The following is a 22,586-nucleotide window of genomic DNA, read 5'->3' on the forward strand; positions in this document are numbered from 1 at the left end:
AACAAAAGTTTCCCTTAATGGACACAAAAGTTTCCCCAGTGGGAAACTCTTGTGTCACAAGCATGAAAAACAACGAAACTCTGCATCAGGTAAAACACCGGCTACCATCCTTTATTCTGCTCCAATGTGTAGCCATGACTCTTGTAAAGTGTGATTTCATCCAGAGGAATGGGATATAGGTAGTCCTTTTCCTGAAGGGTGCGTTTCATCACATCCGACTCTATGGGCACGATATATCCGGCATTGCCCGGCCTGTCGAGGATAATGTTTTTCAAGCTCTCCAGACTGATGGGGGTTAAAAGGTGGTTGGCATTGTACCAGGCTATGTAGCGTTCTTTGTCGAGCCACGCTCCCATATTGATGGCCGGATTCTTCACCATGTCGGCATAGTGCAACTTGTTCCATCGTCGCAAATCGTTGAAACGGATGCCTTCGTACACCAGTTCTACGCGGCGCTCGCGGCGAATTTCCCAGATCAGCGAAGGTACGTCACCGTCGCGTTTGGGGTCGTTGATCACGATGCCGTTGACGGACAGGTCTGTGCCCGCAAGTTTCACGTGCGGCATGTTCGTGCTCTTGCGGCTGCGGATGACATTGATTGTTTGGTCAAAGTCGGCTTGTGTCAGCGTGTAGTCGTTCATTTGCGCCAGTTCGGCGGCGGCTTCGATGTAGTTCATCAGCACCTCGTTGAGTTTCATCACCGGAGCGTCGGTGATGCAAGTAGAGCTCGTTCCTCCCGGTTTGTCTATCAACTTTTCGTTTACGAAGCGGTTGGCGAAGTATCCCGAAATGGCATACACGGCTTCCACGTCTTTCAGGCGAAGCCCTTTGGTTTCTATTGTTGCCGACAGGCGCGGATCGCGGTCGGCAATCTCGTCAAAGAACCATTTGTCGCCTTTGAACTGCTTGTTTTCGGCTTGATGGATAGGCAGCCCGTTGGCAGACAGGTAGCTGTCGACCAATGATTTCGACGGACTGTTTTTTTCTTTCTCCGTATTCTGGAATGTCATCAGGCTGTGGGTGACTGCTCCGTCTACGTAAGAGCGGTAGATGATGATTTCGGGATTGCCCGCCAAGTCTTCCGAAGTGGTGAGCGATTTGTAATCGTCTGCCAGTTTGTAATCATTCCGGTTCATCAGCTCTGCCGCCGCTTCTTTGGCGGCTTTCAGGAACTTCTTGGCCGCTTCGTTGTTTTTCGCGCGGTATTTCTGCCAAGTGCCCTCGAAAAGCATAAGGCGTGAAGTGTAAGCATAAGCCACCGCTTTGTTGATGGTAAGTCCCGGCTTGCCATCCGTCTTTCGTATGTTTTCGCAAGCGAACTTCAGGTCGTCGAGTACCTTCTCCATGACTTGAACACGGTTTTCGCGGGGTTTGTACAGCGCTTCGTAGTCGGTGTTGCTCAATGGTTCGCCATACCACGGCACGTCGCCGAAGCGGGATACCAGCTTGGAGTATTCCATGCCGCGCAGCAGCCGTGCGACTCCCAGCCAATGGTTCTTCGCTTCTTCGTTCATGGTCGACTTGCCGATGCGGTCGATCAGCGTGTTGAACTGCCGTACGTAGCTGAATGTCCATGTGCGTTCGTCGATTTTGGTTTTCGTGTTGTCCGTTTCCGATGTGGGGGCCACTTTGGTGAAGAACGTTGCGGCTTCCTGCGCGTTATCGTCCGTCCAATCGGCCACGTTGGTCTCCGAATACCAGTCGGCACGGTTCCATCCGCTCCGGTATCCTTCGAAGTAGATGTCGTAAAAGGCGTAGATCGAAGTGCGTATGTTATTTTCGTTGTTCCAGAAGCCGGGAATGTCTGTGGTGGTATCCATAGGGTCGCGCGTAAGGAAACTTTCGCACGATGACAAGGACGCCAAACTCATTGCTGCAAGCAGCAAGCTGTATATCTTTGTTCTCATAATCTTTCTTTTCATACTGTTGTCATTCAAGGTTAAAATCCTAATTGCATGCCGAAGGAGATGGTTCTCGAAAGCGGATAGCTTCTTCCGAACGACCATGTACTGCCTTTCACTCCTACTTTATAGTCCGTCGATTCGGGGTCGAGCGGCAGATGCAGGCTGTCGAACTCGAACAGGTTTTCTGCGCTTACATAAAGTCGTGCCCGTTCGAAATGTATCTTCTTCATCCATTCTCTGGGGAGGCTGTACCCGATGGTGATGTTTTTGCATCGCAGGTACGCCATGTTGGCAAGGTATCGGGTCTGTCTCAGGAAGTTCATGCCGTTGCTCGTCCATGCGTTGTTGGCGGGACGCGGATAGAAGGCGTGTGGGTTTTCCGGTGTCCAGTAATCCATCTGATGTGCGAATGCTCCTTCCGCATAGCCCGATCCTCCAGCAGGTATTCCTACCGAACCGTATGCCCAGAAATCGCGCTTGCCCACTCCTTGGAAGAACGCGCTGAAGTCTATCCCTTTATAACTTGCTCCCAACGTGAAGCTGTATTCGTATCGGGGCAGCGAATTGCCGATCACTTTCATATCGCCGGGATTATCTACGGTGTTGTCTCCGTAGCTGATTTTCGAATTGTCGCTGTCGAGATTTTTGTATTTCACATCGCCCGGGCCGAAGGTAAAGTCGCCGGTCTCATAGAGTGACTGTGACGGGATTCCGTCTTTTAGTTTATAGATCGTTTTGCTGCCGTTCTTTATGATGTCGAAATCCGATTCCTGAAACAGACGATCGGTTTCGTATCCCCAAATCTCGCCCAAGACCTTGCCTTCGTAATTTCTGTTGATGTTTCTGTCTGTGCTGTTGAATTTGGTGATCTTCTCTTTTACATTCGAGAGAGCTGCTCTCAGGCTCACTCCCAAACCATTGGCGAAGGTGTGGTTGTAGTCTGCCGCCAGTTCGAATCCCTTGCCGGTGATTTCACCGTAGTTGATTTTCGGTGCTATGGCTCCGAAGGTCAGCGGAAGTGCCTCGCCCACGCTGTGCATGTCCGAAGTGACGCGCTTGTACCAATCGAAAGATATGCCCAGTTCGTCGTTAAAGAAACGGACGTCGAATCCGAGATCGAGTGTAGTGACCCGCTCCCATGTCAATGCGGGTGAAATAACCGACGGAGAGCTCAGATAAAGAACTTCCTTTCCGTCTATCACCCATCCCGAATCGCCCGAAGACATGGTGGATATGAATGAATTGGCGGCTACGTCCTGATTGCCAATCGTTCCCCACGAACCCCTGAACTTCAGATTGCTCAGCGCAGGTTTCGCCCATTCCATGAAAGCCTCTTCGGAGGCGCGCCATCCTGCCGATACGGAAGGAAAGAAAGCCCATTTTTTACCTTTGGGGAAGCGCGACGATCCGTCGTAGCGCATATTCAGCTCCAGCAGATAGCGTTGCATGTAGTCGTAATTGATACGGCCGAACAAACCTGCCGCAGCGAAATCGTTGTGATAGCTGTCGGTCGTGCTGTAAGCAAATTCTTCTCCGGTGGTAAGCGCTATTTCAGGAAGATTGCTGCTGATAAGTCCCCGGCGTTCCGAATAATGACCGAGTCGTTCGCGTGTCTCTGCATCCATACCTCCCATCACTTTGAAGTTGTGCACATCATTGAATCTGAACAGGTAAGTAGCATAGGCTTTGAAAATATTCGACATGGTGTATTTGCTGGTTTGAACCACACGGTTGTGCGAAGAGTGGGTGACCTCCTTGTAGTTGCTGAAAGGGCTTGTGGCAAACATATCATATGCCGTGATGGTTCCCCCGTCGCGCTTTTGTGCGTCGATCAGCATTGAGAAAGTGTAGTCGAAGTTGATGCTCAGGTCTTTTATCGGATTGATTTCCGTACCCAAATTGGTGCGTATGTAGTTCGAAGCCACTCGTTCACGGTTGCCTGCCTTGATTTCGGTCACCGCCGAGCGGAAGTCTCTTCCTTCGTACTGTCCGTACGGATACCATCGGGGCCAGCGTTGGAGGTAGAACCATGAGTCGTATTGTCCCGAAGAGTAACGGTAGGGCTGCTCGTTGATGGAGCGTGTAAAAAGCACGTTGGCTTTCACCTTCCACCAGTCGCGTACGGCGGTGGTGATGCTGCTGTTCAGCGTGTAGCGGTCGTACAAGTCGGTGTTGAACTTCATCATACCTTTTTGGTTGAGATAGCCGAGGCTGATGTTGTAGGTTGTACGGTCATTGCCTCCTGTTACCGACAGGTTATGATTCTGTTGCGGCGTCCACTTGCGTGTAAACTCCTTCACGGCATCGAACGAGCGGTAGAAGTAGGTCTTTCCGTTTTTAATTTCAAAATCCCGTCCTTCTTTCATCTCTCCCAGTTCGCTTTGCGACATGCCGCCGTATTGCTTTTCCCAATCTTCGATACGTCCCAGCGCATAGTCGTCTATGGTGTATCCGATGGTGCTCACGGTGCTTTTTCCCAAACGCTTCATAATGGATAAGATAAATCGGGCGTTGTCTGTGGCGGATGCCAGCTCTGCTGTTTTGGTGGGAGTATTCCACGCGAAGTTGTTCGAGTAAGTCACGCTTACTTTATTGTTCTTCTTGCCCTGTTTGGTGGTAATCAGGATAACTCCCCATGCGGCCCGTGTACCGTAGATGGATGCCGAAGCGGCATCTTTGAGTACGGAGATGGTTTCAATGTCGTCGGGGTTGATTACGTTCAGGTTCGGGACTTCCACATTATCTACCAGAATAAGGGGAGATGTTCCTTCGGTAGCGCTCAGCGACCCGATAGAACCGCGGAGCTTGATGGTCGACTCTGTTCCTACTCCGCCTATCTTATTTGTAATGGTCAATCCCGGAGTGATGCCTTGCAGGGCTTTCGCCGCATCGATCACCGGACGGCTGGCGATGGCTTCCTGCACATTCACGTTTGCCACTGCGCCTGTCAGGTTGACTTTCTTTTGTGCGCCGTATCCTACAACCACTACTTCGTCTATTAACTCGGTGTCTTCTTTCAGCACAATTTTCATTTGGTTGCTTGCCTTCACCTCCTGCGTTTTGTAGCCTACATAGGATATCTCCAACACGGCATTCGGTTTTACGTTGAGGGAAAACTTGCCTTCCATGTCGGTAATAATACCGTTTGTTGTACCTTTTTCTACTACACTGGCACCTATCATGGGTTCACCTTTGGTGTCTACCACCCAACCTGTAACGGTTTGATTTTGCATCTGTTCCATCACTGTGAATGACGGACCGGAACTCAAATCTGAAGCCATCACATGGCTGTTGCCTAAAAGCAGGGAGCTTATGGCCATTGCCGTTAGTATACGGCGAGGAGCAATTGCTCGGTTCTTGTGATTTCCATTCATAAAAGATTGATTGATTATATTATTAATAAAAACATCTTCTGATCCTTGTTCATCAGATGCAGAGACCGAGAAGATACTGAAAAGCATATCTTGTCTCTTCGTTTTGTATTTCGAAGATAAGTTGTTTTTTATATATAGATATATATATTTCTGTTTTTTTGTTTTATCTTTTTCTTTTAACTTATTATTTAGAAGTCATGATCCATCTTTTTTAAACCTCTTTTTTTACTGATTCTTTCTGAATTTGAATGAACCGCTGTTGATGAATCCGGAAAATATAATTATGGAATGATTCTATATCTAATGAAGATTTTTTCTTTTTCTCAAATCGGATGGAAAGATAAAAAACAGCTGAAACCAAACCTGTTTCATGGTATTGCCGTGAGAGCTGAACTGTTAACGCATCCATAGTGACGAATCATTCCTTGCCTTTATTCTTAATCTTATGGAGAACAATACCCATCTCAGATTCAATGGCCGATTGTTTAGGAGCGGATGAAGAAGCTACTATCACAACTTATTCAAAGAATATTGAAAATATCAAAACGAAAGTTTCTAATGTAAAAAATAGATATATCTTTGTTCCAACCAATGTTTACTTACATACCAATTGATATATGAAAAAACTCTCAGCTTTTCTATTTTCCCTTTTCCTGTTTTCCACGCTGTGGGTAAAGAGCGATACGGCACTTTCCGCTTGTGAACGGACAGGAGTTGATTGCTCCGCCAATACTGAAGTCCCGTTGACGGATTCGGGGAAGGTGATTCTCGGCGACGAGCAGACCGACAAGTATTTCCCTCTGCTGAAAGGGAGGCGCATTGCCATATTCTCCAACCATACGGGAATGGTAGGCGATAAACACCTGCTGGATGTTCTTGTGGAAAACGGTTTTAATGTGACCGCCATCTTTTCACCCGAACACGGATTCAGGGGGAATGCGGATGCCGGCGAGCATGTATCGAGCTCTACCGACCCGAAAACGGGAGTACCCATCTTTTCGCTATACGACGGGAAAGATAAGAAACCGAGCGCGAAAACGATGAGAGAGTTCGACTTGCTGATTGTAGATATACAGGATGTGGGGTTGCGGTTTTATACCTATTATATTACGATGTGCCGCCTGATGGATGCTTGTGCCGAACACGGCCGAGAGGTGTTGGTGCTCGACAGGCCTAATCCGAACGGACACTATGTGGACGGTCCTATCCTGAACATGAAATATAAGTCGGGGGTAGGTTGGTTGCCTATTCCCGTAGTGCATGGGATGACACTGGGCGAGCTGGCACGAATGGTGAACGGAGAAGGATGGCTTCCTCAGGGACGCCGTTGCAAGCTGACGGTGATTCCGTGTGCCAACTACACGCACGCCACACTCTACAAACTGCCCGTTCCTCCTTCGCCCAATCTGCGGAACATGAAGGGCGTCTACCTATATCCTTCCATTTGCTATTTCGAGGCTACACCCGTTAGTTTGGGAAGGGGAACTCCGCTGCCTTTTCAGGTGTACGGACACCCGAACATGGTGGGATACGACTTCAGCTTTACTCCGCAGAGCGTGGAGGGAGCCAAGAATCCTCCTCAACTGGGAAAGCGTTGTTACGGAGTCGACTTGAGCGGCATGGAGGATGAAGAGATCTGGCGGCGAGGTGTCGATCTGAGTTATGTGATAGACGCTTACCGCAACCTGAATCTGGGCGACCATTTCTTCCGTCCTTTCTTCGAATTGCTTATCGGCGTGGACTATGTCCGTCCCATGATTAAAGCAGGGAAAAGCGCCGAAGAGATAAAAGCCCGTTGGAAAGGGGATGTGGAGAAGTTCAAAAAGCAGCGAAAACCTTACTTGCTGTATCCCGAAGAGTGATACGCATCCGGAAAAACAAACAAACGTAACTGAATCATTTTATACCATAATTATACTTGTCGAAATATTATGTCACCACTATCTGTCATTATCACCATTGCCGTTTATTTTATTGTGTTGTTCGCTATCTCGTATGTCACAGGCAAGAAAGCCGACAATGCCGGTTTCTTTACCGGTAATCGGCAATCATCGTGGTATGTTGTCGCTTTTGCCATGATCGGGGCCAGCATATCGGGAGTCACTTACATTTCTGTGCCGGGTATGGTAGCAGGCAGCGGCTTCGGTTATTTACAGATGGTGATGGGATTCATCGTGGGGCAGCTTGTCATCGCATACGTGCTCGTTCCTCTGTTCTATAAAATGAACTTGGTTTCGATATACGAGTATCTCGAAAATCGCTTCGGAATGCGTTCGTACCGAACGGGGGCATGGTTCTTCTTTGTCTCGAAGATGCTGGGCGCCTCTGTCCGCCTGTTTCTGGTCTGCCTTACGCTGCAATTGCTCGTATTCGATCCGTTGCGTCTTCCCTTCTTGCTGAACGTGACGATTACCGTGTTGCTGGTGTGGCTTTATACGTTTCGGGGCGGCGTGAAATCGCTGATATGGACAGATTCGTTCAAGACGCTATGCCTTGTCGTGTCGGTGGGACTCACCATCTATTATATCACCGGAGAACTCAGGCTTTCTTTCGGAGAGATGCTGGGAGCTATTGCCGACAGCGACATGTCGCGTCTTTTCTTCTTCGACGACGTGAACGACAGGCAATTCTTCTTCAAGCAGTTTCTGGCGGGAATATTTACCACTATCGCCATATCGGGATTGGATCAGGATATGATGCAGCGGAACCTCAGCTGCAAGAATTCGAAAGACTCCCAAAAGAATATGGTTGTCAGCATCTGCCTTCAGTTCGTAGTCATTCTGATGTTCCTCATGCTGGGTGTGATGCTCTATCTCTTTGCCGCCGATCAGGGGTTGACGGTAGAGAAAGGCGATGAGCTGTTCCCCATGATTGCCACAGGAGACTACTTCCCTGTGTTTGTGGGAGTGCTATTCATTATCGGGCTTGTTTCTTCCGCCTATTCGGCAGCCGGATCGGCGCTGACAGCCCTCACCACTTCGTTTACTATTGATATTCTTGGCGCCAAAGGCAAGAGCGATGAAGCGCTGACCTCCACCCGGAAGCGGGTGCATGTGGCGATGGCGGTGTTGATGGGAGTTACAATTTTTGTCTTTAACAGTCTCAACAATACGAGCGTTATCGATGCCGTTTATACGTTGGCAAGTTATACTTACGGCCCCATACTCGGACTGTTCGCGTTCGGCATTTTCACCAAACGGCAGGTGCGCGACCGTTACATTCCGCTTGTTGCTATCGTTTCTCCGCTGCTCTGTCTGGTGTTACAGCTCAATTCCGAAGCGTGGTTCGGAGGCTACCGGTTCAGCTATGAGTTGCTATTGTTCAACGCATTTTTCACATTTCTGGGCTTGTGCCTGTTTATCAAACAGGGAGAAACCGTGCGGGAGAACCTGCGGAAGGTGTGATGAAGGAAGCTTTCGGGAAAGTTATCGGATACGGACAGAACACAGTTCATCCCACCGATAATTATTGCCTGGCATGATAGATATTATGTTTCACGCAATGTATATATATGTCCGCCAAAGTAGACAATAGCGTGAACATCATGTTTTCTAAAAGGTCGGCTTCGAGAGGCAGCTGCCGCACAGCAATAATTTATAGAATAAACTCTGAATGCGTACAATTCTGAAGATTAGCTTATCCAAGTATCGCAGGATTATGAAATAAAAAACACTTCGCCTTCGAAGTAGCCTCGAGGGGAATCGAACCCCTATCTAAAGTTTAGGAAACTTCTATTCTATCCGTTGAACTACAAGGCCGTTTTCTATCTTGGGCACAAAGATAGCGGTTTCTACCGATTTATCAAGAGGAAAGAGCATACTTCCTTCGAATAAGTTTGAATCTTTGTGATGACATATGCCAATAAAGAGGTTTTTATTTTGAAAATTCGATTAACTTTCCGACCTTTACCGCGCCTTTAAACAAGGCTGTTTTAATCTTAAAATCAACTATAGTAATTCAAAGTTATGGCAGACGAAATGATGGTAAAGAATTTGGAGGAAGTAGTAGTACGTTTCTCCGGGGATTCCGGCGATGGCATGCAGCTGGCCGGTAACATCTTCTCGAACGTGTCGGCTACGGTAGGGAATGATATTTGCACATTCCCCGACTATCCGGCAGATATTCGCGCTCCGCAAGGTTCGCTCACCGGTGTTTCAGGCTTCCAGATACATGTGGGCGCCGGACAGGTGTATACACCGGGAGACCGTTGCCATGTATTGGTAGCGATGAATCCGGCTGCATTAAAAACACAAATTCAGTTTTGTAAACCTAATGGATTGGTTATCACAGACTCCGACTCGTTCACACCGAGGGATCTTGAAAAAGCTAAATTCATGACTCAAAACTCCTTTGAGGAATTAGGCATCAGGCAAGAGGTGCTTGAAGTTCCCATTTCGTCTATGTGTAAGGAGAGCCTGAAAGACTCGGGACTGGACAACAAAACTATTCTTCGCTGCAAAAACATGTTTGCACTCGGATTGGTTTGCTGGCTGTTCAACCGAAACTTGGCGGCGGCGGAAAAGATGCTGCGACAGAAATTTGCCAAGAAACCTGAAATAGCGGCAGCTAACATCAAGGTGCTGAATGACGGATACAACTATGGAGCCAATACTCACGCTTCGGTTTCCACTTATAAAATAGAAAGCGCATCACTGAAAGAAAAAGGACTTTATACCGATATCAACGGCAATAAAGCGACTGCTTACGGACTTATTGCCGCTGCTGAAAAAGCTGGTTTGCAGCTTTATCTCGGTTCCTACCCCATTACACCGGCTACGGATATTCTGCATGAACTAGCCAAACACAAATCGCTTGGTGTGAAAACCGTGCAGTGCGAAGACGAAATAGCGGGTTGCGCGTCGGCTGTGGGAGCTTCTTTTGCAGGAGCCATGGCGGTGACTACGACTTCCGGACCGGGCATCTGCCTGAAAAGTGAGGCAATGAACCTCGCGGTCATCGCCGAGCTTCCGCTGGTTATTATCGACGTACAACGCGGGGGACCTTCTACCGGCTTGCCTACCAAGTCCGAACAGACCGACCTGATGCAAGTACTCTACGGACGCAACGGTGAAAGTCCGATGCCTGTTATTGCTGCAACCTCGCCTACGAACTGCTTCGATGCCGCGTACATGGCAGCTAAAATAGCGCTGGAACACATGACGCCGGTTGTATTGCTTACCGATGCTTTTGTAGCCAACGGTTCTGCGGCTTGGAAATTGCCCGACTTGGAGAAATATCCTCCCATTTGTCCTCCCTATGTAAAGCCTGATATGGCAGAAACTTGGACGCCTTATCTCAGAAACCCCGAAACGGGCGTACGTTATTGGGCGACACCCGGAACAGAAGGGTTCATGCATCGCATTGGCGGATTGGAGAAAAGCAGTGAAACCGGTGTGATTTCAGGAGATCCCGACAACCATGAAAAAATGGTTCATCTGCGTCGTGAAAAAGTAGAAAAGATTGCCGACTCGATACCCGAGCTTGAGATCTTGGGAGATGAGGATGCCGACCTGTTGATTGTAGGATGGGGAGGTACTTACGGGCATCTTCGTCTGGCTATGGACTTTATGCGCGCACGTGGACAGAAGGTGGCGCTCGCCCACTTCCAATACATCAATCCGCTACCCAAGAATGCAGCCGAAGTGTTGCGCCGCTACAAGAAAATCATTGTAGCCGAACAGAATCTGGGACAATTTGCCGGATATCTTCGCATGAAAGTGCCCGGATTGGACATTCGGCAGTTCAACCAGGTGAAAGGACAGCCCTTCGTTACGAGAGAACTGATAAATACATTCACTAAATTATTGGAGGAATAACAGATGAGCGAAAAAGTATATACCATGCAAGATTATAAATTCGGACAGCCACGCTGGTGTCCGGGATGCGGCGATCACGCTTTTGTAAATTCTCTGCATAAAGCTATGGCAGAGTTGGGGATTCCTCCTCATCAAACCGCTGTTATTTCGGGTATAGGTTGTTCTTCTCGTCTGCCTTATTATGTAAATACGTATGGTTTCCACACCATTCACGGACGTGCGGCAGCTGTGGCAACGGGAGCCAAAGTGACCAATCCCGATCTCACTATATGGCAAATATCGGGTGACGGAGACGGTCTTGCTATTGGCGGAAACCACTTCATTCACGCTGTTCGCCGGAACATCGACCTGAACATGATTTTGCTCAACAACCGCATTTACGGTTTGACCAAAGGACAGTATTCTCCTACTTCGGAACGCGGGCTGGTGACTAAATCATCGCCTTACGGGACAGTGGAAGATCCGTTCCGACCTGCAGAACTGGCATTCGGAGCAAGGGGACGCTTCTTTGCGCGCTGTATTGCAGTAGACGGACCGGCATCGATAGAAGTACTGAAAGCGGCGGCACGCCATAAAGGCGCTTCGGTAGTGGAAGTGCTTCAAAACTGCGTAATCTTCAACGACGGGACGCATGCTACCGTTGCTACTAAAGAAGGGCGCGCGAAAAATGCTATTTATCTGGAACAAGGAAAACCGATGCTTTTCGGTGAGAACAAAGAGTTCGGGCTGATGCAGGAAGGTTTTGGTTTGAAAGTGGTGAAACTAGGTGAGAACGGTGTCACGGAGAAAGATATTCTGGTGCACGACGCTCATAGTCAGGACAACACGCTTCAGCTGAAGCTTGCACTGATGGAAGGTCCCGAGTTCCCTATCGCGCTCGGTGTGATTCGCGACGTGGAAGCTCCTACGTACAATGATGCCGTTTGTCAACAAATAGAAGAAGTGAAAAGCAAAAGAAAGTATCATAATTTTCAGGAGTTGCTTATGACAAACGATACGTGGGAGGTGAAATAGGCTATTTCACATTACAGAAAATATAAGTAATCAGAACAAAAGGAGCCCTGAGAGTCCTCGAAAATAACATTTGAGACTTCTCAGGGCTCCTTTTTTAATGCTTCAAACAATTCCAATTAACATTATTATTTGAAGTCCACTAAAATTATTTTGCGGAAACAATTGCATACCCGCAATGAAAGATTTAAAAAACGGTATTTACAAAAGCCTCTTACTCAGGTAACGAACCGGATACCAGACAGAGAGAAAACCTACCGTCAGCACTGTGATAAAAATCAAAGCCACATCCCACGCATGTACGCTTACCGGATATGCATCTACAACGAAAGCTCCCGTGCCTTCGCCCAATGAAATGAGACCGAATTTCTGCTGAATGAAGCAGAGAAGCAGTCCCAATACAACGCCGGTGACAGCCCCGGAAACAGTGATGAGCCGCCCTTCGAACAAGAAGATGCGCGCAATCAACTTGTCGTCCGCTCCCAAGCTGCGCAGTGTCACCACATCGTCTTTTTTATCCAGAATCAGCATCGAGAGCGAACCGATGACATTGAAGCAAGCGACGGCAAGGATGAAAGTAAGAAATAGGTAAGAAATCAGCTTTTCTATTTCCATGATACGGAACACATCGGCCTGTTGCTGATAACGGTCTTGCACCAAAAACTCTTCTCCCAGCATCTGTTCTATCTTTGCCTGTACGGTAGAGGTGTTTGCTTCCGGCTTCAACTTCAGCTCGATGGCGGAAACCTCTGTGCTGTAATCCAGCATGCGACGGAGAAACCCGAGCGAAGTCAATATGTACTTGCTGTCGTACGGTTGCTGGTTGACCACGAATATTGTTCCCGGCGAGTGGAGATAATCGCGGTTGAACGAGGCATTGGGATTTGCCATGTTCACTTTCGCGTTACGCTTGGGTAAATATACTTGCAGAGGATCCACAAACTCCAGTCCCGTGCCCAGTGTGGATATCAGCTCTACACCCATAATTCCGTAATCCGCCACCGAATCATGAAGCAAAAACTGCCCGGCTCCATACAAAATGCTGTCAATCGCCGTAAGCTGTTCGAAGTTGTCCTCCACTCCTTTCAGTACCACCATCGCCTGACGGTCTTTGTACTGCACCATCGCGTTCTCTTCGAGCGTTTCTGTAAACACCTCCACTTCCGGAAGCGCGCAGACCGCCCTGATACGCTCTTCACTGCCATCGAATACTTTTCCTCGACGAGCGGTAATTTTCAGTTGCGGGTCGAAAGCCGTAAAGAATCCTGCCACCATATCTTGAAATCCGTTGAAGACGGATAACGTGCATACCAGTGCCAGCGTAGCCAAGGCCACGCCGCATACCGATACGCCCGAAATGATATTGATGGCATTGTGTTTCTTTTTCGAGAAGAGATACCGTAGGGCTATGTAGAAGGGGAGGTTCACTTCAGCAACGAATCGATCTTTTCAATATAATCCAACGAGTCGTCCACAAAGAATTTCAGTTCGGGGATAATGCGGAGTTGGTGGCGAACACGTGTACCGAGTTCATAGCGTACCGACTTCACATTGTCGTTCATGTTCTTCACCATCTCTTCCGCCTTTTCCGAAGGGAACACGCTGAGATACGCGCGTGCGACACTCATGTCGGGGCTGATGCGCACGGCGCTCACCGATACCAATGTTCCGTGCATGGCTTTCGTCTGCAACAAAAACATTTCGCTCAACTCTTTTTGCAGCAAGCGGGCAATCTTATTTTGTCTGGTTGTTTCCATAAGTTTGTTTATAAATCGTTGTTTGGGTCCTTATATTTTATTTTCACTATTATTCATAGGCGCTCAGAGGAGAGCTACCCGGCATCGCGGGTTTCTTCCGGATAATCGTCAGTCCGTCGCGCAGCGGGAGTATCACCTTTTCTACCCGTTGGTCTGCTGCTACAAAATCATTGAACGCCTTGATACCAATGGTCTGCATGTCAGTGGGGTGAGGCAGTTCGAGCACATGCCCGTCCCAGAGCGTGTTGTCTGCTATGATGTATCCTCCTTCCGAGAGATGCGCCAGCGTCATTTCGTAATACTCGATATACTTTCGTTTGTCGCCGTCGATAAAGGCTAAATCGAAAGTCAGATTCATACGAGGCACAAGCTCCAAGGCATCTCCGATATGAAAACGGATTTTATCGGCAAACGGCGAACCTTCGAGCCACGGGCGTGTAAAATCTTCCTGTTCGTCGTTTATCTCGAACGTGTGCAGCATTCCACCCTCAGGCAGGCCTTCGGCAAGACAGAGGGCAGAGTATCCGCTATACGTTCCGATTTCCAATATCCGGCGAGGGCGAATCATCTCCACGAACATTTTCAGCATCCTTCCCTGCAGATGTCCGGACGCCATGCGCGGACGGAGCAGTTTCACATGCGTGTCGCGATAAAGTGCCTTCAGGTACTCGCTCTCCGCATCGATGTGGTTTAAAATATATTCGTCGATAGATTCGGTTTCCTTCATATCGTTTTAAATGTCTTGATGACGATAAATAAAAAAACAGTTTTCCAGGTTAGAGGTAACGGTTCTTATTGGGCAACACGGTTCCTTCGGCATGTTTCAGAGCGTCTTCCACCACGTTTATTTCGAGGAAAGAAGTCTGAGTGCCTGCCTTGCCGCTGCTCAGGTAGCCCACCATATCCGTCGGTTTCAGACGTCCATCTTTAATCAAACGACGTAAGGCGGCGAAATAATATTCTTGTCCGTTCGCCAGCTCAGGCATATAGATAGCCTCCACACCATACGAGAGAGCCAGATGGCGCATCGTCTTCTCCTTGTAGCAGATGGCGAGCACCGGGAATTTTCCGCGGAAAGCTGCCAAGTTGCGTGCGGTGCGTCCGCTGAAACTGTCGGTAATGATGGCTCGTATTTTAAGTTTTGACGTAGCTTTCACAGCCTGCTTGGCAAGGAAAGCCGTCACGTCGTCACCGTGTTCGGGCAGAGGGATTCGGATATCGTTTTCCTGCATCTTGTCCTTTTCGGCTTGTGCCGCCACTTTGGTCATGGTCTTCACTGCCTCGAGCGGATATTTTCCGTAAGCCGTTTCGCCGCTCAGCATCAACGCGTCTGTGCGGTAGTAGATGGCATTGGCGATATCGGTCACCTCGGCGCGTGTGGGGCGCGGGTTATTAATCATCGTGTGAAGCATTTGCGTGGCAACGATCACCGGTTTTTTGGCAAGGATACATTTGCGGATAAGCAAACGCTGGATGCCCGGAATGCGTTCCTGCGGAACTTCGATGCCCAAGTCGCCGCGGGCCACCATTACTCCATCGGCTACTTCGAGAATTTCGTCTATGTTGTCTACACCTTCTTGATTCTCGATCTTGGCGATGATGCGGATATCGCTGTTGTGTGCGTCGAGAATCTCCCGGATGTCAAGTACGTCCCGGCGATTGCGCACGAACGAGTGGGCGATGAAGTCGATGTCTTTCTCAATGGCGTACAAAATGTTGTTGCGGTCTTTCTCCGTAAGCGAAGGCAGATTGATGCGTACACCCGGCACGTTCACACTTTTGCGGCTGCCCAGCGTAGCTTCGTTCTTCACTTCACAAAGAAGGTGGTCGATACCCTTGTCGATTACCTCTAATTCGAGGTCTCCGTCATCAATCAGAATCATTCCCCCCACGTTCAGGTCGTTTACAAAATTCGGGTAAGAAACGGAAATGCACTCGCGGGTGGTTTCCAGTTCCGGCCTCCCCACAATCTTCACCTTTTCACCTATGTTGTAGGCGATAGGTTCGGCGCATGCGGTTGTTCTCACTTCCGGACCTTTGGTATCCATCAGGATAGCAATCCGGTTGGACACTTGGCGTACGTTTGCAATCAGGGTTTCGAATCCTTCGCGGCTTGCGTGTGCGGTATTCATCCGCACAACATTCATTCCCGCTTCGAACAACCCCTTTATAAAATCCACATCGCAACGTCTGTCTGAGATAGACGCCACTATTTTTGTTTGTTTCAATAACATAATCTTTATACCTATTATTATATATTACATTTATCTTCTCTTCTTCGAGTAAAAGCCTTTACCGCATAACGAAGTTTGTCTTTTTGAGCTTGCAGACAACCCGTGTAAAAGTTTACTTCCGGTTTTTGAGGCCGTTTGCCGACAGCAGCCTCCCAACAGATTGACAATCTGCTTCTAACGGGTAACCAAAGGTTTTTCATCATATTTGGTAACGATGACCTGGCTGCAAAGGCTTCAAAAATATTTCAATAAAAGCTATTCCGATTGCTTCTGAAGCTCTCCGGTTGCTGTTTGCTCACCTTTGTCATACAAGCAAAAAGTTATTCCTTTCACCTCCTGAGATTTTATCTTTCTGTTATGCAGCTTGATAAACCTTTCCGCCTACTCCTGAAAATTACTTGCTTCTATTTCCTTTTTGGGCTATAAAACCGGGAAATTCATTCCGGCTATCTCCTGAATTTTTATACACCGATTCTAAAAGCTCCGTCTTTGTGCCGAAGAATCTCCGTTGCTACCCTTTGAATGCCTCCATCGCGAGGCGGTAAGAGTCCAGCCCGAATCCGCAAATCACTCCTTTGCAGGCGCAGGCAATCATCGAAACGTGTCGGAAAGGCTCACGGCTGTGCACATTGGATATATGCACTTCGATTACCGGCGACGTCACTGCCCGGATAGCATCCTGCAAAGCGATAGACGTGTGCGTGTAAGCGCCTGCATTCAGGATAATTCCGTCTGCTTCGAATCCGACCCGCTGAATGCAGTCTATCATCTCACCCTCGATGTTCGATTGAAAATAGTCGATTTCCACGTCAGCATACCTTTTACGAAGCTCTTTCAGGTAGTCTTCAAATGTAACGCTTCCGTAGACGGAAGGTTCACGCTTTCCCAACAGATTTATGTTTGGGCCGTTAATAATTTGTATCCTCATCGCGCAATCCTGTTTTTTTGATACCTTTGTATCGAAGAACAATATTTCAAGGTGCAAAGATAGTGCAAATGAAGCGGAGCAACAAATCTTGCCCATATGCAGCAAGGTACAATCTGTCTTTGCGAGGCAAAGGTAAAAAAAAGAAATGGAAATCAATAAAAAAAAGAGAAATAAGGAACGACAAGCCTTGATAGTCAGAAAGTATAGGGAGTATCTGAAATTAGAAAAAGGTTTGTCTCCCAACACACTGGAAGCTTATCTGACGGACTTGGACAAGCTCATGAGCTTTCTTACTTTGGAGGGTATTGATTTTCTAGAAGTATGCCTGGCAGATCTCCAGCGATTTGCCGCCGGATTGCACGATATCGGCATTCATGCTCGCTCCCAGGCACGCATCATATCGGGGGTCAAGTCTTTTTTCCGATTTCTTCTGATGTCAGATTACTTGGAAGCCGATCCTAGCGAATTGCTGGAATCGCCCAAAATCGGATTTAAGTTGCCCGAAGTACTGTCGGTAGCAGAAATAGACGCCATAATCTCCGCCGTCGACCGTTCGAAACCGGAAGGACAGCGCAACAGGGCTATTCTGGAAACACTTTATAGTTGTGGGCTGCGTGTGTCGGAGCTTGTCAACCTCAAACTATCCGACCTCTATCTCGACGAAGGGTTTATCAAGGTGGAGGGAAAAGGAAGTAAACAGCGGCTGGTTCCCATATCACCACGCGCTATATACGAACTCAGGCTCTATTTCTCCGACCGCAACGGCATTGAAGTAAAGCCGGGATACGAAGATTTCGTCTTTGTGAGCCACCGGCGCGGAAAATCGCTTTCCAGAATCATGATTTTCCATCTGATTAAAGAGCTTGCCGTGCAGGCAAACATCACCAAAAACATCAGCCCCCATACGTTCCGCCATTCTTTCGCCACACATCTGCTCGAAGGAGGGGCCAATCTGCGTGCCATCCAGTGTATGCTCGGGCATGAATCCATCGCAACAACAGAGATTTATACGCACATCGATCGTGAAATGCTGCGCAGTGAAATCATAGAGCATCATCCGCGAAACATCAAGTATCGGAGAGAACAGGAGAAATAAAAACACCTGTCTCGTTCGCGACAAACACTTTTCCCACTTTATCCGGAACACCTCTTCTGCCTAATGAAAAGAACATACGCTTGTCACCTATAAAAAACCGAGTTTAGAAAATATAGAAATATTTTTAAGTAAACGACAATATCTTTTTAAGCAGGAGTCTTTTGCTCGCATCAGAATCAGAATTCGGAAGGAATTCTACCGCCGGATATTTTTTCGAAAACATGCCCTTTGGCACGTACCTTTGTTCCGTTTGTTGTTCTATTAGCGAAAAGTAAAGGTTTTTTAGTGAACTCGTGGCTTAAAATTTGATAAAATCGCAAAACTCTCCTTACTTTTGCATTAAGATTTAATATCTTTGCTAATACTTTCCCTGTTTCAGGTGAAAGAAAGTTTACGCATCAATAAAATCAATTATAAACCAATTAATTTATACCTAAAAATGACAAAGAAGTTGTACGTGCCTTTACTCATGGCAATGTTTGTTGCTCTGGTATCTTCCTGCAGCAAAAAAATGGGTGAATTATCTGCCGATTATTTTACTGTTACTCCACAAATACTGGAAGCAGTAGGAGGCAAAGTTCCTGCAACCATCAATGGCAAATTCCCTGAAAAGTATTTCAACAAAAAAGCGGTGGTAGAAGTAACTCCAGTATTGAAATGGAAAGGAGGCGAAGCCAAAGGCCAGCCGGTGATGTTCCAAGGTGAAAAAGTGGAAGGAAACAATCGTACTATCTCTTATAAGATGGGCGGTAACTACACCATGAAAACCTCTTTCGACTATGTACCCGCAATGGCGAAGTCTGAACTCTATCTTCAATTCAAAGCCAGAATCGGCGGTAAGGAGTTCGCTATCCCTGCGGTGAAAGTGGCTGACGGAGTAATCTCTACTTCCGAGCTGGTAAACAATACATTGGGTAGCGCTAACCCGGCTTTGGGCGAAGATGCTTTCCAGCGCATCATCAAAGAAAAACACGATGAAAACATCATGTTCCTCATCCAACAAGCCAATATCCGTTCCAGCGAGCTGAAAAAAGCTAAGGATTTCAACAAAGAAGTAGCTAATGTGCACGAGGCTGCCAACAAAAAAATCAGTAATATCGAGATTTCCGCATACGCTTCTCCGGACGGTGGCGTGAGCTTGAACACGACTTTGGCGGAAAATCGTGAAAGCAACACTTCTAAAATGCTGAACAAAGATTTAAAGAAAGCTAAAATTGATGTTCCGGTAGATGCTAAATATACAGCGCAAGACTGGGAAGGATTTCAAGAGCTTGTTTCAAAATCCAATATCCAGGACAAAGAACTCATTCTGCGTGTGCTATCTATGTATAAAGATCCGGATCAGAGAGAGCAGGAAATTAAAAATATTTCTTCCGTATACAAAAACCTGGCCGAAGAAATTCTTCCCCAATTACGTCGTTCTCGCTTGACACTGAACTACGAAATCATCGGTAAGTCCGATGAAGAAATTGCTAATCTGGCCGCTTCCGACCCGAAAGTTCTGACTGTTGAAGAGTTACTCTACGCAGCAACGCTGACCGATGACAACGCTAAAAAAGAAGCAATTTATACTCAGGCTACCAAGCAGTACCCGAACGACTACCGCGCTTACAACAACCTCGGCAAGCTTGCTTATCAAGCTGGAAACATTGACAAAGCAGAGTCTTTCCTGAAGAAAGCCGAAAGCTTAAATGCCGCTCCTGAAGTGAACATGAACTTAGGCTTGGTTGCTTTAGTAAAAGGCGACAAAAACGCTGCCGAGACTTATTTCGGTAAGGCTCCGGGCGCAAAAGAGTTGGGAGAATCAATGGGTAACCTGTACATTGCTCAAGGCCAGTACGAGCGAGCTGTAAATTCATTTGGAGATGCCAAAACAAACAGTGCGGCGTTGGCTCAAATCTTGGCAAAAGACTACAACAAAGCCAAAAACACATTGGCAAATGTAGAAAGCCCCGATGCTTACACAGACTATCTGATGGCTGTGCTGGGCGCAAGAACTAACAATATTTCCATGGTCACCGGTAGCCTGAAGAACGCCATCGCCAAAGATCCGTCGTTGGCAAAGAAGGCAGCTACCGACTTAGAGTTTGCCAAATACTTCACAAACTCGGCATTCATGAGCTTAGTTCGATAAGAGATTTGCTCTCCTGATTTCGGAATATTCCGAAATCTCAAAAGGAGGTGTGTCAAAATGCACACCTCTTTTTTTATGCACAAAGGAAGTGCATCGTACATTACGACACACCTCCTTTTAAATCTTTAAGCACTCTCTCGAAATTAAGGTTGATGACGAAAACGGGAAAATTCAATAAAAACAGATAGATAAAACACGAAATATTTACAAAATTCAGCCTACGTTGAGTCTCATTCATTTGCTCTTTCCTTTTTCTTTCCTCGTTTAAGAGATAAGTTTAAAATCCTATTTTTTTTGGGGGGCAAAGGAGTTGCTTTTCTACCTGCGTAAGATTATTCTAACTGTTCTCAAGTCCTATACGAGATTGTCAGACCATCACCCGATTGAACAACTCAACGCCAATATCCACTTTCCGGCTTTTCTGAGATTTTCTGTTTTTCACTCAAAGTTTTAACGGTAGCCTTAATTATAAATAGCGTAAAATTAAAATAAAAAAAGACTATATTTGCAGCGTTAAACTTTTAAGAATCAAAATGCAGAGAAGTACTGTAGATCAAATTCTGATTGAAAAAATAAACAAAGGAGATGAAAAAGCCTTTGAGGTATTATACAACAGTTACTTTGTTTATCTTTGTACGTGTGCCAATTCTTATATTTTCAACTCTATCGAAGCGCAGGATATTGTAAACGAAATTTTTGTCAAGATATGGTATAAGCGTGGCGAGTTATCTTTCCCGATCCATGGTTATCTTACACGAGCAGTCCAGAACGGATGCTTAAACTATCTCCGTTCGCTTCATAGTCGGGAGAGAGTTTTAGACGAATATCGTGAAGCATTACTTGAATATCAAGAAGAATACTGTGTTTCGGAATGCTCGCCTTTACAGGAAATCGAATTGGCGGATTTGGAGCGTCAAGTCCGTGATCTCATATCTTCTCTTCCGGACAAATGCAGATTTATTTTTGAGCAATATCTCTATGCTAATTTAACTCCTCAAGAAATAGCGGAGAAGAATAACATTTCCGTCAATACGGTCAGGGTGCATGTGAAAAATGCCATGGACAAGATAAAAGATAAAATGGGTGCACGAATAGGGATTTTATTATTATTTCTTTTCTAAGCATCGAGATTCCATTGCTGATTAAGGAAACTATGCGGAATATTCAAAAACGATGAAAAAAATCGGTTTCTGCCTAAATGCTTTGGCTGTTACTCGTGTATTATATATAGGTAAATCTAAATCTATATCTATTATACGACATGAGCTCTTCGGTAGATGAATTTGAACAAATAATGCTGAATTATCTGAAAGGCGATATCGAGCCTGAAGATATGCAGAAACTGGTAACATTGTTGAAAGAAGATGAATCTTGCAGGGAAAAATATCGTGAATTGTCACGTGCCTACGCATTGGCGTCTTCGACTTGGTTTGCACAAAGGAAAAAACAGAACTTTGAGCAATTGCGTGATATACTGAACTTCCATTCTTCTCGCAAACAAACTTTTTCACGCAGACTAAGAGTATGGAGTGCGGTCGCTGTATGGGTGTTGCTTATCGGATGCGGCATTCTTTTATATGTATCCCGGTCATCCGTTCCAGCTTCCAACCCGGTGTCTTATTGCCGAATAGAAGTACCTGAGAGTTCTACGTCCAAGCTATTGTTGCCCGATAGTACGGTGGTTTTTCTGAATGGAGGCACTATTTTAAAGTACGACGCCGCTTTGCCATATAAACCCGACCGGAAGGTTTATCTATCGGGCGAAGCTTGTTTTAAAGTGGCTGAAAATAGAGAAAAACCTTTTATTGTCCATGCAGGCGAATTAAATGTAAAAGTACTTGGTACTACGTTTAACGTTACTTCTTATCCTGATGATCCCGAAATTAAAGTAAGTTTGGTAGAAGGTCATGTGAGTGTTTTTACCGATTCTGAAACAAGCAAAAACATATTTCTTTTGCCTAACGAACAGGCTGTTTATAATAAGAAAGAGAAGCGATTATCTATGAAAAAAACAGATGCAACTCTGCAAACAGCTTGGATTACCGGGCGTCTGGTATTTATCAATGAAAAACTATCCGATATATTACAGGGCGTCGGGAAAAAACATAATGTGCAGATAGAAATCCGGTCTCAGAAGGTGTATGATGAATATTTCTCTGGAAGCATAGACGCTCATTTGACCTTGGACGAAATACTTTCTTTATTAGATGTAGATAATAAGTTCGTTTGCAAAAAAAGAGGAAAAACAATTACCATCACAGACAGATAATAAATGAGATAAAAAACAACTGAAAGCAATAAAACTTATAATATTGTTAACTAAAAATTCTAA

The 22,586-nt window shown here is 46.5% G+C and carries 16 protein-coding genes and 1 tRNA gene; 8 read left to right on the forward strand and 9 right to left on the reverse strand.

The window, feature by feature from the left end:
• Positions 1–101: 101 nt before the first annotated feature.
• The 3 genes from C234_RS0102145 to C234_RS17860 form a co-directional block, all read right to left on the reverse strand.
• Positions 102–1,907 (reverse strand): RagB/SusD family nutrient uptake outer membrane protein, encoded by a 1,806-nt coding sequence (locus tag C234_RS0102145; RefSeq protein ID WP_027324414.1) that lies wholly within the window; start codon positions 1,905–1,907, stop codon positions 102–104.
• A 32-nt stretch (positions 1,908–1,939) separates the two neighbouring features.
• Positions 1,940–5,224: a SusC/RagA family TonB-linked outer membrane protein gene (locus C234_RS0102150; RefSeq protein WP_244947336.1), complete on the reverse strand. Its 3,285-nt coding sequence runs from the start codon at positions 5,222–5,224 to the stop codon at positions 1,940–1,942.
• Positions 5,225–5,489: 265 nt separating this feature from the next.
• Positions 5,490–5,687, reverse strand: coding sequence for a hypothetical protein (locus tag C234_RS17860; RefSeq protein ID WP_034540449.1), 198 nt, complete (start codon positions 5,685–5,687; stop codon positions 5,490–5,492).
• 208 nt (positions 5,688–5,895) lie between these two features.
• Here C234_RS17860 and C234_RS0102155 point away from each other — a divergent pair, with 208 nt between their 5' ends.
• Together C234_RS0102155 and C234_RS0102160 are read left to right on the forward strand one after the other, a co-directional pair.
• Entirely contained in the window at positions 5,896–7,140 is a 1,245-nt protein-coding gene (locus C234_RS0102155; protein ID WP_027324416.1) for an exo-beta-N-acetylmuramidase NamZ family protein, read from the forward strand.
• A gap of 69 nt (positions 7,141–7,209) precedes the next feature.
• Complete coding sequence (locus tag C234_RS0102160) at positions 7,210–8,682, forward strand: sodium:solute symporter (RefSeq protein WP_027324417.1); 1,473 nt, start codon at positions 7,210–7,212, stop codon at positions 8,680–8,682.
• A gap of 282 nt (positions 8,683–8,964) precedes the next feature.
• Here C234_RS0102160 and C234_RS0102165 read toward each other — a convergent pair.
• Positions 8,965–9,036: transfer RNA gene (locus tag C234_RS0102165), tRNA-Arg, on the reverse strand.
• 207 nt (positions 9,037–9,243) lie between these two features.
• Between C234_RS0102165 and C234_RS0102170 the strand changes: the two genes are divergently transcribed.
• Complete coding sequence (locus C234_RS0102170; RefSeq protein ID WP_027324418.1) at positions 9,244–11,094, forward strand: 2-oxoacid:acceptor oxidoreductase subunit alpha; 1,851 nt, start codon at positions 9,244–9,246, stop codon at positions 11,092–11,094.
• Positions 11,095–11,097: 3 nt separating this feature from the next.
• Positions 11,098–12,108 carry a 2-oxoacid:ferredoxin oxidoreductase subunit beta gene (locus tag C234_RS0102175; RefSeq protein WP_027324419.1) on the forward strand — a complete coding sequence of 337 codons (1,011 nt, stop codon included), beginning with the start codon at positions 11,098–11,100 and terminating at the stop codon, positions 12,106–12,108.
• 198 nt (positions 12,109–12,306) lie between these two features.
• Here C234_RS0102175 and C234_RS0102180 read toward each other — a convergent pair whose 3' ends face one another.
• The 5 genes from C234_RS0102180 to aroQ form a co-directional block, all read right to left on the reverse strand.
• Complete coding sequence (locus C234_RS0102180) at positions 12,307–13,533, reverse strand: FtsX-like permease family protein (protein ID WP_027324420.1); 1,227 nt, start codon at positions 13,531–13,533, stop codon at positions 12,307–12,309.
• Entirely contained in the window at positions 13,530–13,862 is a 333-nt protein-coding gene (rbfA, locus tag C234_RS0102185) for a 30S ribosome-binding factor RbfA (protein WP_021644255.1), read from the reverse strand. Before rbfA ends, C234_RS0102180 begins: the two co-directional genes overlap by 4 nt.
• Positions 13,863–13,911: 49 nt before the next feature.
• Positions 13,912–14,589 carry an O-methyltransferase gene (locus C234_RS15735; RefSeq protein ID WP_051290124.1) on the reverse strand — a complete coding sequence of 226 codons (678 nt, stop codon included), beginning with the start codon at positions 14,587–14,589 and terminating at the stop codon, positions 13,912–13,914.
• Between the two features lie 49 nt (positions 14,590–14,638).
• Entirely contained in the window at positions 14,639–16,096 is a 1,458-nt protein-coding gene (pyk, locus tag C234_RS0102195; protein ID WP_027324421.1) for a pyruvate kinase, read from the reverse strand.
• A 511-nt stretch (positions 16,097–16,607) separates the two neighbouring features.
• The gene (gene aroQ / locus C234_RS0102205) at positions 16,608–17,024 is read right to left on the reverse strand and encodes a type II 3-dehydroquinate dehydratase (RefSeq protein ID WP_027324423.1); all 417 of its coding nucleotides are present in this window, start codon (positions 17,022–17,024) and stop codon (positions 16,608–16,610) included.
• Positions 17,025–17,169: 145 nt separating this feature from the next.
• Between aroQ and xerD the strand changes: the two genes are divergently transcribed.
• From xerD to C234_RS0102225, 4 genes are all read left to right on the forward strand, one after another.
• Complete coding sequence (gene xerD, locus C234_RS0102210) at positions 17,170–18,120, forward strand: site-specific tyrosine recombinase XerD (protein WP_027324424.1); 951 nt, start codon at positions 17,170–17,172, stop codon at positions 18,118–18,120.
• 439 nt (positions 18,121–18,559) lie between these two features.
• On the forward strand, positions 18,560–20,254 hold the full coding sequence (locus C234_RS0102215; protein WP_027324425.1) for a tetratricopeptide repeat protein: 1,695 nt from the start codon (positions 18,560–18,562) through the stop codon (positions 20,252–20,254).
• Between the two features lie 533 nt (positions 20,255–20,787).
• On the forward strand, positions 20,788–21,375 hold the full coding sequence (locus tag C234_RS0102220) for an RNA polymerase sigma-70 factor (protein ID WP_027324426.1): 588 nt from the start codon (positions 20,788–20,790) through the stop codon (positions 21,373–21,375).
• Between the two features lie 140 nt (positions 21,376–21,515).
• Positions 21,516–22,523: a FecR family protein gene (locus C234_RS0102225; RefSeq protein WP_027324427.1), complete on the forward strand. Its 1,008-nt coding sequence runs from the start codon at positions 21,516–21,518 to the stop codon at positions 22,521–22,523.
• The last annotated feature ends 63 nt before the right edge of the window (positions 22,524–22,586 follow it).

The sequence above is a fragment of the Bacteroides pyogenes DSM 20611 = JCM 6294 genome, from assembly GCF_000428105.1.
GTDB classification, from domain to species: Bacteria; Bacteroidota; Bacteroidia; order Bacteroidales; family Bacteroidaceae; genus Bacteroides; species Bacteroides pyogenes.

What these genes read in the sequence shown, in the direction of transcription:
- C234_RS0102145 (WP_027324414.1), bottom strand. Translation starts at nt 1,907, where the DNA reads ATGAGAACAAAGATATACAGCTTGCTGCTTGCAGCAATGAGTTTGGCG.
- C234_RS0102150 (WP_244947336.1), bottom strand. Translation starts at nt 5,224, where the DNA reads ATGGCCATAAGCTCCCTGCTTTTAGGCAACAGCCATGTGATGGCTTCA.
- C234_RS17860 (WP_034540449.1), bottom strand. Translation starts at nt 5,687, where the DNA reads ATGGATGCGTTAACAGTTCAGCTCTCACGGCAATACCATGAAACAGGT.
- C234_RS0102155 (WP_027324416.1), top strand. Translation starts at nt 5,896, where the DNA reads ATGAAAAAACTCTCAGCTTTTCTATTTTCCCTTTTCCTGTTTTCCACG.
- C234_RS0102160 (WP_027324417.1), top strand. Translation starts at nt 7,210, where the DNA reads ATGTCACCACTATCTGTCATTATCACCATTGCCGTTTATTTTATTGTG.
- C234_RS0102170 (WP_027324418.1), top strand. Translation starts at nt 9,244, where the DNA reads ATGGCAGACGAAATGATGGTAAAGAATTTGGAGGAAGTAGTAGTACGT.
- C234_RS0102175 (WP_027324419.1), top strand. Translation starts at nt 11,098, where the DNA reads ATGAGCGAAAAAGTATATACCATGCAAGATTATAAATTCGGACAGCCA.
- rbfA (WP_021644255.1), bottom strand. Translation starts at nt 13,862, where the DNA reads ATGGAAACAACCAGACAAAATAAGATTGCCCGCTTGCTGCAAAAAGAG.
- C234_RS15735 (WP_051290124.1), bottom strand. Translation starts at nt 14,589, where the DNA reads ATGAAGGAAACCGAATCTATCGACGAATATATTTTAAACCACATCGAT.
- pyk (WP_027324421.1), bottom strand. Translation starts at nt 16,096, where the DNA reads ATGTTATTGAAACAAACAAAAATAGTGGCGTCTATCTCAGACAGACGT.
- aroQ (WP_027324423.1), bottom strand. Translation starts at nt 17,024, where the DNA reads ATGAGGATACAAATTATTAACGGCCCAAACATAAATCTGTTGGGAAAG.
- xerD (WP_027324424.1), top strand. Translation starts at nt 17,170, where the DNA reads ATGGAAATCAATAAAAAAAAGAGAAATAAGGAACGACAAGCCTTGATA.
- C234_RS0102215 (WP_027324425.1), top strand. Translation starts at nt 18,560, where the DNA reads ATGACAAAGAAGTTGTACGTGCCTTTACTCATGGCAATGTTTGTTGCT.
- C234_RS0102220 (WP_027324426.1), top strand. Translation starts at nt 20,788, where the DNA reads ATGCAGAGAAGTACTGTAGATCAAATTCTGATTGAAAAAATAAACAAA.
- C234_RS0102225 (WP_027324427.1), top strand. Translation starts at nt 21,516, where the DNA reads ATGAGCTCTTCGGTAGATGAATTTGAACAAATAATGCTGAATTATCTG.